The organism is Prevotella sp. MA2016 (genome assembly GCF_000619825.1).
Classification (GTDB): Bacteria; Bacteroidota; Bacteroidia; order Bacteroidales; family Bacteroidaceae; genus Prevotella.
In genome coordinates, this window is record NZ_JHUW01000010.1 from 43,128 (window position 1) to 57,212 (window position 14,085).

A 14,085-nucleotide genomic window follows, 5' to 3' on the forward strand; every position below is an offset into this window, starting at 1 on the left:
AGCGTTGTTTTAATGTTCTGCTTTTCCTCAAGGCAAAATCCGTGCCAATTACCAAATATTACTCGTACATCTTCTCGCGCTGAGCCTTGATGGCATCATCGTAGATGTAGTCATCATAGGTAGTCAACTTGTCGATAGTACCCTTTGGTGTGAGCTCGATAATGCGGTCGGCCACGGTGTTGATGAACTCGTGATCGTGAGATGCAAAGAGGATATTGCCCTTAAAACCAATCAGGTTGTTGTTGAATGCCTGAATCGACTCCAGATCCAAGTGGTTGGTAGGTGTGTCGAGGATCAAGCAGTTGGCATTCTTCAGCTGCATGCGTGCAATCATACAGCGCATCTTCTCACCTCCCGACAGCACATTGACATGCTTCAGAACATCTTCCTCCTTAAACAGCATGCGGCCCAGGAATGACTTCATGGTTACCTCGTTGCCTGGTCCCCACTGTGAGAGCCAATCTACCAGATTCATTTCACTCTGGAAGAAATCGGTATTGTCGAGTGGCAGATAAGCAGTGGTGATAGTAACACCCCACTTGTAGGTACCTGCATCGGCCTGACGATTGCCATTGATAATTTCAAAAAGGGCAGTCATAGCCTTGGGGTTGTGAGAAAGGAATACAGTCTTCTGCCCCTTCTCGATGGTGAAGTTCACGTTGTCGAACAGTACGGTACCGTCGCTGTCAACAGCCTTCAGTCCTTCTACCTCCAGAATCTGTGTACCAGGCTCGCGCTCCATCTGGAAGATGATACCTGGGTATTTACGTGTAGATGGTGTGATCTCTTCTACATTCAGCTTCTCCAGCATCTTCTTACGCGATGTGGTCTGCTTACTCTTGGCTACGTTGGCCGAGAATCGGCGGATAAACTCCTCCAGCTGTTTCTTCTTCTCCTCAGCTTTCATTTTCTGGTTCTGAGCTTGGCGCAGAGCCAACTGTGAACTCTCGTACCAGAATGAGTAGTTACCGCTGAAGAGTGTTACCTTGCCAAAGTCGATATCTACAGTCTGTGTAGATACGGCATCCAGGAAGTGACGGTCGTGAGATACTACGAGCACGCACTGCTCGAGGTTTGACAGATATTCCTCCAACCACTGAACGGTATCCAAGTCGAGGTCGTTGGTAGGCTCGTCGAGCAGCAGGTTGTCGGGGTGTCCAAACAGCGCTTTTGCCAGCATTACGCGCACTTTCTCGTTGTTTGATATCTCGCTCATCTGCTTGTAGTGCTGACTCTCGGCTACGCCTAAGTTCTGCAACAGCTGTGCAGCCTCACTCTCGGCCTCCCAGCCGTTCATTTCTGCAAACTGCATTTCCAAGTCGGCAGCTCTTACACCATCTTCCTCGGTCATCTCGGGTTTGGCATAGAGTGCCTCGCGTTCTTTCATGTTTTCCCACAGTGGCTGATGTCCCATCAGCACAGTGTTCATTACTGAAAATTCATCATACTTAAAGTGGTCCTGCTCCAGCACGCTCAGGCGCTCGCCTGGCTGCATCTCGATGGAACCCTTGTTGGCCTCAAGCTCGCCGCTGATGGCGCGAAGAAGGGTTGACTTACCAGCACCATTAGCACCGATAATACCATAAATGTTACCACTTGTAAACTTCAGGTTCACATCCTTGTAGAGAACCTTCTTTCCAAACTGGATTGCCAGATTTGTAACTGTAATCATCTTAACTTCTTAAAAAACTTTATGTTATTTGGGCTGCAAAGGTACGAAAAAATTCTGATACTACCAAATTTTCTACAACATTCCCTTTGTGGAGGGTAACTCGTAGTGGTAGATGTCACGTCTTACAGCCATTTTCAGAGCTCTTGCCAGTGCTTTAAAAATACCCTCAATCTTGTGGTGCTCGTTCTGTCCTTCGGCCTTGATGTTCAGGTTCATCTTTGATGCGTCGCTCAGACTCTTGAAGAAGTGTAGGAACATCTCTGTAGGCATTTCTCCGATTTTTTCGCGGTGAAACTCGGCATCCCATACCAGCCAGGGGCGGCCTCCGAAATCCAGGCAGGCTGAGCATAAGCAGTCGTCCATAGGCAGTGAGTAGCCATAGCGCTCAATACCGCGCTTGTTGCCCAGTGCCTGCAGGATGCACTCGCCCAATGCAATGGCGGTGTCCTCGATGGTGTGATGCTCGTCAACCTCTAAATCACCCTTGGTGTGTATCGTCAGGTCTATCATGCCATGTTTGCCAATCTGTTCCAGCATATGGTCGAAGAATCCTAACCCTGTCGAGATGTCGCATTTGCCCGAGCCGTCCAAGTTTACTTTTACCCAGATGTCGGTCTCTTTAGTGGTGCGTTTCACTTCTGCTGTGCGCTCTCCAGCAAACAGCAGTTCTGCTATTTTGTTCCAGTCGATGCCTTCGTCGCTCAGGATGAGTGAGCGGCAACCGATATTCTTGGCAAACTGGCGGTCGGTTTCTCTGTCTCCGATGACGTACGAACCCGCAATATCATATTCTGGATTGTTGATATATTTCTCTACAAGTCCTATGTTTGGTTTGCGGGTTGGTGCATTGTCCTCTGGGAAGTGAGGGTCAATGAGTATCTCGTCGAAGGTGATGCCTTCGCCTTCCAGTGTCTGCAAGATGAAGTTGTGCACAGGCCAGAATGTGTTTTCTGGAAAACTCTCTGTTCCAAGTCCGTCCTGATTGCTGACCATCACAAACTCAAAGTCAAGTTTTTCGCGGATAAAGGCCAGGTTGCGTATCATTCCTTTCACAAACTTCAGTTTCTCGAAGCTGTCTATCTGTTCGTCGGCTGGTTCCTCAATCAAGGTGCCGTCACGATCGATAAATAAAATTTTTTTCATATTGTTTTCTTGTTGAATTCTTCTTTTTCCTTGTCTTGTATGCTCATCGAAGCCTTCATGAGGTAGAAGGTTGGAATGAGAGTGATCCATACGTAGGCCTGGATAAATCCTGCTATGGCAAACACCACAATGCTGAGCCACATCACGCTGTCGGGCATGCCCGATGGGTCGCCATTAAGCACGCCTACCTGACTCTGCAGATTTGCCATCATCAGTATGCCCATAGGCAGTGTGGTAAGTAGTGCAAGTATGGTCACGATGAATAGGCATACCACTGTGACGATGAATACCTTGCCCAGATGGCGCAGCCACGACATGAAGGGTAGTGGGGGTAGTGGCTTTATCAATTGGCGCTTCTTCAGTTGCTTGTTGGCTACAAACAGCCATAAGGCAACTATAACTATAGCCAATAGTGATGCGGGCAGCATGAGGGTTGGCGAAAGGAGCGTGGGTAGAGCTGATGCGCCTGCCTGTAGGATGGCAAAGCCGATAGCCAGCCACCATGTGGCTTTGAAAATCTTTCGGAAATTACCGCTGAATAATTGGTAGCCATCGCTAATGCAGGCTTGACTGCTACGCACCTTTAATTCTATGTCTTTTTTTTCTGTTTCCATTGCTAAATTTAATTTTTCGAGTGCAAAGATAGCGTTTTTTGGCTCGAATTGCACGAATTAACATGAAAAAATAAATAAATTCGCAAAAATTCGCGTTATTCGTGCCTAATTTTTACTATCTTTGCAGCCAAATAGGTTAATTATGAAAGTATTAAGGTGGGGTTTTATTGGCTGTGGCGAGGTTACCGAGAAGAAGAGTGGTCCCGCTTTCAGTGAGGTTGAAGGCTCTAGCGTAGTGGCTGTCATGAGTCGCACTGAGAAGCATGCGCGCACTTATGCTGTCCAGCATGGCATAGCCAAATGGTACACCGATGCTCAGGAGATGATAGATGATCCTGATGTCAATGCAGTGTATGTGGCCACACCGCCTTCTAGTCATGCCACTTATGCTATTATGGCCATGAAGGCAGGCAAGCCTGTGTATGTAGAAAAACCGCTGGCAGCCAGTTATGAGGATTGTGCACGTATCAATCGTATTAGTGAGCAGACTGGTGTGCCATGTTTTGTGGCCTACTATCGCAGATATCTTCCTTATTTCCAGAAGGTTAAAGAGATAGTGAATAGCGGTAGGATAGGTAAGATTCTGAATGTACAGATACGCTATACCGAACCTCCTCGTCAGGCCGATCTGGATGCAATTGCCAATCATGAGCCCTTGCCTTGGCGCCTGCAGCCCGATATCGCTGGCGGTGGCTATTTTTATGATATGGCCCCCCATCAGCTCGACATGTTGCAGGATTTGTTTGGCGTTATCCTCGAGGCGCGTGGCATTTGCAGTAATCGTGGCGGCTTGTATAAGGCCGAAGATTCAGTAAGCGCTTGTTTTCAGTTTGAGAATGGATTGCCTGGCAGTGGCTCGTGGTGTTATGTGGCTCATGAGAGTGCTCGCGAGGATTGTATAGAAATTATTGGCACCGAGGGACAAGTCAGTTTCTCTGTGTTCGATTATACCCCCATCCGCTTGCAAACTAACCAGGGTGAAGAGCGTATCACCGTGCCTAATCCGCCTTATGTGCAGTATCCCATCATCAAGAGTGTGATAGAGCATCTGCAGGGGTTGGGCGTTTGCGAGTGTACCAGCGTGTCGGCCACACCTGTCAACTGGGTGATGGATCGCATCTTGGGTAAATTCTGATTGCTTTTGTTTCTTATGAAGAAAGGACTGTTGGTTGTGTTGTGGATGATGATGGGGCTGAGCGCAATGGCTGCTGAGCCCGACTCTCTTGTCATCGATAGCATCGGCAGTCTGCATAAAATGGGCGTGATACGTCGTACTGTTCGTGAGTTCGACCGCCTGAACAAAGCGTATATCGAGCCGCAGCATTATGAGTTTACGGTGATGGGACAGATCACCCGCACCTATGAGAGCTTTATTCTTGACAGCAAAGGGCAGACCATCACCTTGGCTCCCGACGGGCTCACCAAGATTGGTCCTTATTTCGGATGGCGCTGGTTCTTCCTGGGTTTTACGTTTGATATTAAGAATATCGGTTTCAGTCAGAGTGGCTTGCGTAAAGAGTTCGATCTGAGTATATACTCCTCGCAGGTGGGTGTGGATATCTTCTACCGCCGTACGGGTAATGACTATAAGATTCGCGATGTACGACTGGGATATGGTCTTGATGGCGACTGGTTGGAAGGAGTACCTTTTGATGGTGTAAATGTGGGTATCACTGGTGCCAGTGCCTATTATATCTTTAATCATGGGCGTTTTTCCTATCCGGCAGCATTCGCTCAGAGCACCTGTCAGAAGATAAGCTGTGGTTCATGGATGGCTGGAGTGGGATTTACAAAGAATACCCTTGACATGGACTACGAGAAATTGGAGACTACCCTCCGTTCGCGCATCTCCAAGGAGCAGGAACTGAAACTCGATTCGGGTATGATGTTCAGCGATATCAAGTACAGCGATTTCATGCTGTCGGGTGGCTATGCCTACAACTGGGTGTTTGCCAAGAACTGGCTGTTTTGCGCCAGCGGACAGTTGGCTGTGTGCTATAAGTCGAGCTATGGCGAGATTGCCGGTGAGAAGAAGGGGTTTAGTATCGATAAGGTGAATCTGGATGGTATAGGCCGCTTCGGACTGGTTTATAATAATACCCGCTGGTATGCCGGTTGCAGTGCCATTATGCGCACCAACAACTATCACACGGCGCGCTTTACTGCCAAGAACTTCTTCGGCTCGTTTAACTGCTATGTGGGTTATAATTTTGTATTGAAAAAGAAATATCGTAAAGCATGATAAGAAAACTATATATTCTATTACTGGTGTTTGTGCTGGCAGCTCCGTTGCATGCTGCAGAGCCTGAGGCAGCCAAGATTGTGGCGCTGCTCAAGAAGGCCCGGCAGCAGGATAGCAAAACGGTGCTCCCACTGTTCTTCGCCCGTCAGTTCTTGGGTGTGCCTTATGTGGCGCATACCTTAGAGGTGAACGATAGCGAACGCTTGGTGGTGAATACCCGTCAGATGGACTGTACAACACTGGTTGAAACGGTAACAGCGCTCACTTTTTGTGCACAGCGTAAGGATACTGCTTACGCGGCTTTTCAGCACACGCTGCAGGCTATGCGCTATCGGGGTGGGGTGATAGATGGTTATCCATCGCGCATACATTATTTCACTGATTGGATTGTAGAGAACCAGAAGGCGGGCATTGTGAACGAGATTCAGCAGCCTAATCCGCCTTTCACTGCTATTCAAACGGTGAAGGTCAACTATATGAGCACCCATCCTCAAAGCTATGAGGCGTTGCGTAAGCATCCTGAGTATGTGGCTCAGATAGCAAAGGCCGAACGTCGTATCACTGGACAGAAGTTTCGCTACATCCCCAAGAAGCTGGTAGGCAGGCAGGCATTGCTGCGCAAGGCTATTAAGGATGGCGATATCATTGCTATCACCTGCAATAAGTCAGGCCTCGATATTGCCCATCTGGGCTTTGCTGTGTGGAAAAAGGATGGCCTGCATCTGCTCAACGCCTCGCAACTGCATCATAAGGTGGTAGAGGAGCCTATGACGCTCTATCGCTATCTGCAGAAGCATCCCTCGCATACAGGTATTCGAATTATAAGAATAACAAAATAACTTAATAGTAACTTAACCAAAGGTAGAGAAAATGGAATTACCCGATTTTATGAGTTATGCGAATAAGTTTTCGCAGGCCGAGTTTACAGAGAAGATTGCGCGTATTGCTAAGCGCGCTGGTGCCAAACTGGTTTATGCCGCACTGATACTTTACTACACGTTGCAGAGCGACAAGGTGAGCAAGACTGACAAGGCTATTATCATTGGCGCTCTGGGCTACATGATCAGTCCGCTTGATGTCATCCCCGATGCTATTCCTATTGCCGGTCTTACCGACGACCTGGCCGTACTGCTGTACGTGCTCAAGAAGGTGTGGACAGGTATTGATCCCGAGATCATGGAACAGGCAAAGAGCAAGCTCTCTCGCTGGTTTGATGAGGATGAGATCGACGAGATGGGCGACATCTTCACTGCAGAAGATTGATCAGCGGTACTAACACAAAAAAAAGAGAGTCTCAGAAAGACTCTCTTTTTTGGAGGTGCCTAGCAGATTCGAACTGCTGTAGACGGTTTTGCAGACCGTTGACTAAGCCACTCATCCAAGGCACCATGATTAGTCATTTTGTTGGATGACAGCGCATCTTTTCAAATGCGGGTGCAAAAGTACTAAGATTTTCTGAGACCACCAAATTTTTTAGCTACTTTTTCGCTGAACAACATGAATTTTTCTGTTTCTTGCACTTTTTTGCCTGTTCTTTCAGTTCCTTTAGCTGGCATCCGTCGCAACCTTCGCACGGCTCTTCCGCTTTGTTCAGTCGTTCGTATGCCCACCACCCAGCATACAAAATCGCCCCCACCAGCACCAGAATTACTATTAACAGTTGCATCATATCATACCTCTCAGTTCTCAGTTCTCACCTCTCAGTTCTCACCTCTCGGTTCTACAGTTTGGTTAGCTTTCGCAACAAAACCTTGTTGATTACCTGGAATCTGTGTCCCTGGCGCTCAATATCTTCGCGTACATTATTTATATTATTAAAGAAGTCGCTAAAAGCGTTCAGCAGGAAATTGGGCTGTCCGGCGTCTTCGGTAGCCTCTGGGTTGATGAGTATTTTGATACCTTGTGGCTCAATGTGTACATCAATTTCTCTGCCAGTCATGATGGGGTCGCCATCGTAGTGTATGGCACCAGGCTGCTTGCGGGTGATGTGTAGCGTCTTGGTGCGGAATGTTTTGATTTTCGAATTGTTGTGCATGGTTTTCATAAACAGGTCGGCGGCTATCTGTGGCGCGTCGAGGGCTGTAAATGGTTCCATGATGATCACATCCATCTCGCCATCCTTCATAGTGGCGCCAGGTGCGATATAGGCATTGTTGCCATACTGAGAGGCATTGGCACAGGCTATGAGAAATGCCTTGTATTTGCGTGCGCCGGTGTCGTCGCTTACCTCGTAGGTTTCTGGCTTGTATTTCAGTCCTTCCTTCAGCACATTCTCTACGTAGGTGATAGGGCCGCGCTTGCCAGCCTCGGCAAACTTCAGCGATATAAAAGCATCGAAGCCCATGCCGCAAGTGCAAAAGAAAGGCATATCGTTGATTACGCCATAGTCGTAGGCTTCTATCTTACAGCTGTTGATGATAGCGATGGCTTTTTTGATGTCGAGTGGCAGGCACAAGTGTCGTGCCAGTCCATTGCCGCTACCACATGGAATGATAGCCAGTGCCGTTTCTGTGTGAACCAGTGAGCGTGCCACTTCGTTCACAGTGCCGTCGCCACCCACAGCCACTACAATGTCAACCTTCTCGTTGACCTTTTGTTGGGCTATTTCAGCCGCGTGTCCGGCGTATTCAGTAAAGCATATTTCGGTGTTAAACAGATTTTGGTCGATAATCTGTTCTATCATGGCGGGTATCTCCTCCTTCGAGTGTGTACCCGAGATTGGGTTTAGAATAAATGTAATTTTCCTCTTTTTCGTCATAATCGTGCTGCAAATTTACGAATTTTGAGCGAAAAAATCCCCCTTAAAACAAGAAAAAACGAAAAAAGTAATCATTTATTAGTAAAAACTTGCACGTTTTGCCGAAAAATGTGTATCTTTGCACCCTGAAATTTAAGAAATAATAGACGATACCTATATCAGAATGGGACAGTTACAAGAAAGATTCAAGCATTATCGTGAGCCACAGAAGTTTATGGCGGCTGACGTATATCCCTATTTCCGCGAGATTGAAGGAAAGCAGGGAACGGAAGTTGAAATGGGTGGCCACAAGGTGCTTATGTTCGGCTCAAATGCCTATACAGGTCTGACTGGCGATCAGCGCATTATCGATGCAGCTAAGGCTGCGCTCGACAAGTATGGTTCTGGTTGCGCAGGCAGTCGATTCCTTAATGGTACACTCGACCTTCATGTTAAGCTCGAAAAAGAAATCTCTAAGTTTATAGGCAAGGATGATTGTCTCTGCCTCTCTACCGGTTTCTCAGTTAATCAGGGTGTTATCCCTGCACTGCTGAGTAAGGATGATTATGTTATCTGCGATGACCGCGATCACGCATCAATTGTTGATGGACGTCGTTTGGCTTTCGCTCGTCAGTTGCACTACAAGCATAACGACATGGCCGACTTGGAGCGCGTACTGCAGAAGTTGCCTCAGGAGGCTGTTAAGTTGATAGTTGTGGATGGCGTGTTCTCTATGGAGGGCGACTTGGCTAATCTGCCTGCTATCGTTGAGCTTAAGCACAAGTATAACTGCTCTATCATGGTCGATGAGGCTCATGGTGTGGGCGTGTTTGGTCGTCAGGGCCGTGGTGTTTGCGATCACTTCGGACTTACTGATGAGGTTGATCTTATCATGGGTACCTTCTCTAAGTCGTTGGCTTCTATCGGTGGTTTCATTGCAGCCGACTGGGATACCATTAATTATCTGCGCCACACTTGCCGCACATACATCTTCTCGGCATCTAACACACCTGCAGCTACTGCCGCTGCTCTCGAGGCTCTGCACATTATCCAGCAGGAACCCGAGCGCATCCAGGCTTTGTGGGATGTAACCAACTATGCCCTGAAGCGTTTCCGTGAGGAAGGATTCGAAATCGGTGATACCGAGAGTCCTATTATTCCTCTTTATGTGCGCGATGTTAATAAGACATTCCTGGTAACCGCATTGGCCTTCAAGGCTGGTGTGTTTATCAACCCTGTAATTCCACCTGCATGTGCTCCTCAGGACACACTGGTGCGCTACGCTCTGATGGCAACTCATACCAAAGAACAGGTTGACCGTTCAGTAGTTGCTCTGAAGAAGATTTTCGTAGAGCAGGGAATCATTAAGTAATTGATAATTGAAAATTGATATTAAAGCCTCCCAATTTTGGGGGGGCTTTTTTGTTTTAAGAGGCTTAAAGGGTGTATTTGTTAAAATATGCAAACAAAAGGCACTTTTGTGCTCTAATATTTTTGTATTCCGAAAAATCTTCGTACCTTTGCACCCGCAAAAACGAGGTGTAGCGCAGTTGGTAGCGTTCCTGGTTTGGGACCAGGCTGTCGCAGGTTCGAGTCCTGTCACCTCGACAAACGCCAAAAGTGTGAGCCGCTAGCTATTTTTAGCTGGCGGTTTTTTGTTTATTTTTGACTAAGAACAATAACTATAAATAAGATTTTCGAACTATATGAAAAAGCTATTATTGTGTGCATGTCTGGCCGCGGTCATACCAGCCAGTGGTCAGAATGAGTATCAGCTGTCGATACAGAGCAATAAGCCCTCGGGCATTATTAATGAGATGCTCTACGGCCAACTTTTCGAGCATATTTATTTTAGTGCCAACAATGGTGTGTGGCAGGAGTTGATACAGGAGCGTTCGTTCGAGCCTGAGCAGTATCCTGGCATCCATCCACGTGATGGTTATTTCGATGGTTGGTATATGGACGATGATCAGGTGCTCCATTCGCCCACGCGTTATGAGCAGCCATTGCGTATAGACAGTATAGATACTACCGATTTCGATTTGACGATGGATGTGAACTGGCGTGCTTATAAGCTGGCCCGTCGTAGTTGGAGTGGTGGACTGATGGATCTGCGCTTTGCTTTCCGTAATAAAGCCGACGGTTCGCCCTATTATCTGCGCATACACGATCCTTATTATGAGAGTCGCACCTTTACTCCTGCTCAGACACAGGCACAGATTGAGGCTGCAGCAGCCGCCAAGGCACAAGCCGCACTGCAGCAACAAGCCGCTACAGCCGATTTCTCCATCTGCCGTATGGAGATGCGTGAAGTACCAGGGTGGGGTGGTAGCACACGTCGTATCAACACACTGGTGCCCTTAGTGTCGGCACCCGCTACCAAGCAGCAGATCAACGAGCAGCAGCAGTGGCACAAGCTGCGTATCAAGAGTCGTGGTTCGCATGTGGTAGTATATTGGGATGAGCAGCAGGTGCTCGCTTGTAATGATATGGAGCTGGCTAGTCGTAATTTTATCACTTTCTGGGTGAACTATACAGAGGCCACCTATCGCAACATTCGTCTGTCGGCGCCAGATGGACGTGTATTCTTCGAGGGTACTCCTGGCGATGTCCGTCTGCCTGAGGTGGCTCAGCAGTGGCAGCCTTTTGGTACTGATGCCCGCTATCGCCTGGTGAAAGATGATGCTGTCAACATGCGTTATTCGCAGGTCATTACTGCCGGCAAGGGTGAGGCTGGCCTCTCGCAAGGGCCACAGCACATCGTGGCTGGTGAGCAGTATGTGGGCTCCATCTGTGCCAAAGGTAAAGGTGTTCTGTCGGTAGGTCTGCGTGATGCTGATGGACGTTTTGTGGCCCGCAGACAGATAGGTTCCGTGGGGCGCGATTGGCGTAAATACGACTTTGTGCTTGAACCTCAGGAAAATTGTGAGGGCGATTTTGCCATTGTCGTTGAAAAAGGAAGCGTACAGGTGGATATGGCTACTATGACAACCCGTACGGGCAAGAACCTAGGCGGATTCCGTCCTGACATCCTGCAGGCCGTCAAGGAACTTCACCCCACTTGCCTGCGCTGGCCTGGTGGTGGTTACGTGGCTCAGTATGACTGGCAGTGGGGCATCGGTCCGCAGGAGAATCGTGAGCGCTGGGCCCACTGGATGTGGATGGACTACGATCAGAACTGCTTTGGTACCGACGAGTTTATCCGTTTCTGTCGCGAGGTGGGCTCTGAGCCCGTTATCGTGGTAAGCGTAAAATTTGAGCGCCCTGCTGACGAGTATGAGCGCATTCTGCAGGATGCTGTCAACTGGTTGCGCTACTGCAATGCCCCTGCTACTGATGAATGGGGTGCCAAGCGTGCTGCCAACGGGCATCCAGAGCCTTACAACGTGAAGTATTGGGAGATTGATAACGAGATGTGGGAGATGGGTATCGAGCGCTACGAGAAGTGTGTGCGCGACTTCAGCACCGCTATGCGAAAGGTTGATCCTCGCATCAAGATCATAGCCTGTGGTGGTTTCCGCGAAGACGAACAGTTCATCCAGCGTAGCGGTACATATTTCGACTATCTCAGTCTGCACCATTACGAGCAACAGGGTGGCTATGCCAGTGGTCCTGTGCGTCTGGGACAGCAGTACGACCGCTATGCCCAGATGATAGCCGCTGGTCCCAACCCCAACATCAAACTCTTTATCTCTGAGTGGAATCTGAATAGCATCGACTGGCGCACAGGACTCTTTGCTGGTGGCTTCCTCAATATGTGCGAGGCTCGAGATGTGGTAGCTATGGGTGCTGCTGCTCTGTTCCTGCGTCGTACTGATGCGCCCGACTGGAACAATGCATTCATCAATTTTGACTATAAAGACCTGTTTAAAGCCCCCAATTGCCAGGTTACTGAGTTATGGTACGATCATTTTTCTAAGTACCGCCTGGCTCATAATGGCGAAACGGGTGATATCAGTGTTAGCACGACGTTGTCAGAGAATGGTGCCGATGTCATTGTGAAGGTTGTCAACCCCACCGATACTGCTGCTACGCTGCGTATCAAGGGCGATTGGACCGGTGTGGCTCGCACGCAGTATGATTATTATGCTCCTGGCTCACTTCTTGTGGCCAATAGTATGGCAGATAAGCATGCTGTAGCCCTGCAGTCGGCCGTTCCTCCTGTCGAAGGTTGCGATGTGATACTCCAGGTACCAGCTCTCTCGGCTGGTGTGCTCACTATTACCAAGAAGGCAGCCTACTAATTTGAAAACTTTTTGATTTAGTTCTTGGCAATCTCATTTCTTTTGGTTACCTTTGCAGGCTAGTAACGAACATAGATTTAAAATGGCACATTTTGGGCAAAATGATGATTTCAGGCGTGATGAACTGATTCGGGTTATTGAGCATTCTGTAGAGAAGCTGACGCTTCAGGAGCTTGAGGCCCTATATTACGACATGGCAACGAAAAATTATATTAACGACAGCTATTAGAAGTGACTAGGCTGCCTGATTAAAAACAACATAAAAAGTAACTAATTATGGAAAAAGAGATTTACCTGGCTGGAGGTTGCTTCTGGGGTACAGAGCACTTCTTTAAACAGATAGAAGGTGTGATTGAAACAGAGGTAGGATTTGCCAACGGCCATACCGAGAACCCTACTTATAAAGAGGTTTATACCGATACCACAGGCCACGCCGAGACCGTTCGTATCAAGTATAACGACGAGGTAGTTGGTTTGGAGTTCCTGTTGCAGATGTTCTTCAAGGCTATCGACCCAACAAGTTTGAACAAGCAGGGCCACGACGAGGGCACCCGCTATCGTACCGGCATTTATTATCAGGATGCCAACGATCTGCCTGTTATTGAGAAGGTATATGCCGAGCAGCAGGCCCAGTACACAGAGCCTCTGGCTGTTGAGAAACTGCCTCTGCAGAAGTTCTATTCCGCCGAAGAGTATCATCAGGACTATCTTGACAAGAATCCCGATGGCTACTGTCACTTGCCTCTTGAGCTCTTTAAGTTTGCCAAGCAGGCCAAGGATAAGAGCAAGCAGCAGTAAGCATGCAAGTAAAACTCACCTATAGGTTTACAAGCCGATTATCCATGCGCATCGCCAAAAATGGCGATGTGCATGTTTCTGCACCAATCGGTCTGCCCAAGAAGACCATACAGAAGTTCATTTCCGAGCACCTTGATTGGATTGAGCAGGCCCGAAAGCGCACCCTGTCCCGGCAACAGCAGCGTGCCGCCTTTTACGGTCAGCTGCCAGTTAAAGCCCGCAAGGACAGAGCCGAAGCCATCGCTCGTCTTAAAGCCATTGTTGAGCCGATGGTTGAGCGCTATGCCAGGCAGATGGGCGTCGCCCCATCCGCCATCACCTATAAGGCCATGATATCCCGTTGGGGCATGTGCAACATTAAAACCCATGCCATTTGTTTTTCCATCTACACCCTGTTGCTACCCGAGTGGTGTATTGAGCATGTTGTGGCCCACGAACTCTGCCATTTGTTAGAGCCCACCCACAACGCCCGCTTCCACGCCCTCATGGATCAGTATTTCCCCAAATGGCGCGCTGCCCGAAAAGAAACCATCCGCGTTTCTATGGGTGGAAAGTAATCATCCAACCTCAAACACCTTTTACATGATTGATACAATTAATGATACAACTGCTGATGGTTGTATCTGTAAATCGTT

General features: G+C 48.3%; 12 protein-coding genes and 2 tRNA genes. 9 read left to right on the forward strand and 5 right to left on the reverse strand.

What is annotated here, in order from left to right; all coding sequences use genetic code 11:
* Positions 1 to 58: 58 nt before the first annotated feature.
* The 3 genes from T360_RS0107625 to T360_RS0107635 all read right to left on the reverse strand — a co-directional run bounded on the left by T360_RS0107625 (position 59) and on the right by T360_RS0107635 (position 3,429).
* Positions 59 to 1,672: an ABC-F family ATP-binding cassette domain-containing protein gene (locus T360_RS0107625; RefSeq protein ID WP_028912255.1), complete on the reverse strand. Its 1,614-nt coding sequence runs from the start codon at positions 1,670 to 1,672 to the stop codon at positions 59 to 61.
* A gap of 72 nt (positions 1,673 to 1,744) precedes the next feature.
* Positions 1,745 to 2,815: a bifunctional histidinol-phosphatase/imidazoleglycerol-phosphate dehydratase HisB gene (gene hisB, locus T360_RS0107630; protein ID WP_028912256.1), complete on the reverse strand. Its 1,071-nt coding sequence runs from the start codon at positions 2,813 to 2,815 to the stop codon at positions 1,745 to 1,747.
* The gene (locus T360_RS0107635) at positions 2,812 to 3,429 is read right to left on the reverse strand and encodes a cytochrome b/b6 domain-containing protein (RefSeq protein WP_028912257.1); all 618 of its coding nucleotides are present in this window, start codon (positions 3,427 to 3,429) and stop codon (positions 2,812 to 2,814) included. The genes hisB and T360_RS0107635 overlap by 4 nt, the downstream gene beginning before the upstream one ends.
* A gap of 142 nt (positions 3,430 to 3,571) precedes the next feature.
* Between T360_RS0107635 and T360_RS0107640 the strand changes: the two genes are divergently transcribed.
* Genes T360_RS0107640 through T360_RS0107655 form a run of 4 tightly spaced genes read left to right on the forward strand, consistent with a single transcriptional unit; the run spans position 3,572 to position 6,934 of the window.
* Positions 3,572 to 4,564 (forward strand): Gfo/Idh/MocA family protein, encoded by a 993-nt coding sequence (locus T360_RS0107640; protein ID WP_028912258.1) that lies wholly within the window; start codon positions 3,572 to 3,574, stop codon positions 4,562 to 4,564.
* A 15-nt stretch (positions 4,565 to 4,579) separates the two neighbouring features.
* The gene (locus T360_RS14890; RefSeq protein WP_231488132.1) at positions 4,580 to 5,671 is read left to right on the forward strand and encodes a DUF4421 domain-containing protein; all 1,092 of its coding nucleotides are present in this window, start codon (positions 4,580 to 4,582) and stop codon (positions 5,669 to 5,671) included.
* Positions 5,668 to 6,510, forward strand: coding sequence for an N-acetylmuramoyl-L-alanine amidase-like domain-containing protein (locus tag T360_RS0107650; protein WP_051523462.1), 843 nt, complete (start codon positions 5,668 to 5,670; stop codon positions 6,508 to 6,510). The genes T360_RS14890 and T360_RS0107650 overlap by 4 nt, the downstream gene beginning before the upstream one ends.
* 31 nt (positions 6,511 to 6,541) lie before the next feature.
* Positions 6,542 to 6,934: a YkvA family protein gene (locus tag T360_RS0107655; RefSeq protein WP_028912260.1), complete on the forward strand. Its 393-nt coding sequence runs from the start codon at positions 6,542 to 6,544 to the stop codon at positions 6,932 to 6,934.
* A 50-nt stretch (positions 6,935 to 6,984) separates the two neighbouring features.
* Here T360_RS0107655 and T360_RS0107660 read toward each other — a convergent pair.
* Together T360_RS0107660 and T360_RS0107670 are read right to left on the reverse strand one after the other, a co-directional pair.
* Positions 6,985 to 7,059 (reverse strand) — tRNA-Cys (locus T360_RS0107660).
* Positions 7,060 to 7,391: 332 nt separating this feature from the next.
* The gene (locus T360_RS0107670) at positions 7,392 to 8,429 is read right to left on the reverse strand and encodes a diacylglycerol kinase family protein (RefSeq protein ID WP_028912261.1); all 1,038 of its coding nucleotides are present in this window, start codon (positions 8,427 to 8,429) and stop codon (positions 7,392 to 7,394) included.
* A 163-nt stretch (positions 8,430 to 8,592) separates the two neighbouring features.
* On the opposite strand from T360_RS0107670, the gene T360_RS0107675 reads away from it, so the two are divergent.
* From T360_RS0107675 to T360_RS15755, 5 genes are all read left to right on the forward strand, one after another.
* The gene (locus T360_RS0107675; protein WP_028912262.1) at positions 8,593 to 9,780 is read left to right on the forward strand and encodes an aminotransferase class I/II-fold pyridoxal phosphate-dependent enzyme; all 1,188 of its coding nucleotides are present in this window, start codon (positions 8,593 to 8,595) and stop codon (positions 9,778 to 9,780) included.
* 163 nt (positions 9,781 to 9,943) lie between these two features.
* Positions 9,944 to 10,016, forward strand: a tRNA-Pro gene (locus T360_RS0107680).
* Between the two features lie 98 nt (positions 10,017 to 10,114).
* Entirely contained in the window at positions 10,115 to 12,652 is a 2,538-nt protein-coding gene (locus T360_RS0107685; protein WP_036929164.1) for a family 16 glycoside hydrolase, read from the forward strand.
* Positions 12,653 to 12,928: 276 nt separating this feature from the next.
* Positions 12,929 to 13,450 carry a peptide-methionine (S)-S-oxide reductase MsrA gene (gene msrA / locus T360_RS0107695; RefSeq protein ID WP_028912264.1) on the forward strand — a complete coding sequence of 174 codons (522 nt, stop codon included), beginning with the start codon at positions 12,929 to 12,931 and terminating at the stop codon, positions 13,448 to 13,450.
* 2 nt (positions 13,451 to 13,452) lie between these two features.
* Positions 13,453 to 14,007: a M48 family metallopeptidase gene (locus tag T360_RS15755; protein ID WP_081772732.1), complete on the forward strand. Its 555-nt coding sequence runs from the start codon at positions 13,453 to 13,455 to the stop codon at positions 14,005 to 14,007.
* Positions 14,008 to 14,085 lie beyond the last annotated feature (78 nt).

What these genes read in the sequence shown, in the direction of transcription:
- T360_RS0107670 (WP_028912261.1), bottom strand. Translation starts at nt 8,429, where the DNA reads ATGACGAAAAAGAGGAAAATTACATTTATTCTAAACCCAATCTCGGGT.
- T360_RS0107650 (WP_051523462.1), top strand. Translation starts at nt 5,668, where the DNA reads ATGATAAGAAAACTATATATTCTATTACTGGTGTTTGTGCTGGCAGCT.
- T360_RS14890 (WP_231488132.1), top strand. Translation starts at nt 4,580, where the DNA reads ATGAAGAAAGGACTGTTGGTTGTGTTGTGGATGATGATGGGGCTGAGC.
- T360_RS0107675 (WP_028912262.1), top strand. Translation starts at nt 8,593, where the DNA reads ATGGGACAGTTACAAGAAAGATTCAAGCATTATCGTGAGCCACAGAAG.
- T360_RS0107640 (WP_028912258.1), top strand. Translation starts at nt 3,572, where the DNA reads ATGAAAGTATTAAGGTGGGGTTTTATTGGCTGTGGCGAGGTTACCGAG.
- hisB (WP_028912256.1), bottom strand. Translation starts at nt 2,815, where the DNA reads ATGAAAAAAATTTTATTTATCGATCGTGACGGCACCTTGATTGAGGAA.
- T360_RS0107635 (WP_028912257.1), bottom strand. Translation starts at nt 3,429, where the DNA reads ATGGAAACAGAAAAAAAAGACATAGAATTAAAGGTGCGTAGCAGTCAA.
- msrA (WP_028912264.1), top strand. Translation starts at nt 12,929, where the DNA reads ATGGAAAAAGAGATTTACCTGGCTGGAGGTTGCTTCTGGGGTACAGAG.
- T360_RS0107655 (WP_028912260.1), top strand. Translation starts at nt 6,542, where the DNA reads ATGGAATTACCCGATTTTATGAGTTATGCGAATAAGTTTTCGCAGGCC.
- T360_RS0107625 (WP_028912255.1), bottom strand. Translation starts at nt 1,672, where the DNA reads ATGATTACAGTTACAAATCTGGCAATCCAGTTTGGAAAGAAGGTTCTC.
- T360_RS0107685 (WP_036929164.1), top strand. Translation starts at nt 10,115, where the DNA reads ATGAAAAAGCTATTATTGTGTGCATGTCTGGCCGCGGTCATACCAGCC.
- T360_RS15755 (WP_081772732.1), top strand. Translation starts at nt 13,453, where the DNA reads ATGCAAGTAAAACTCACCTATAGGTTTACAAGCCGATTATCCATGCGC.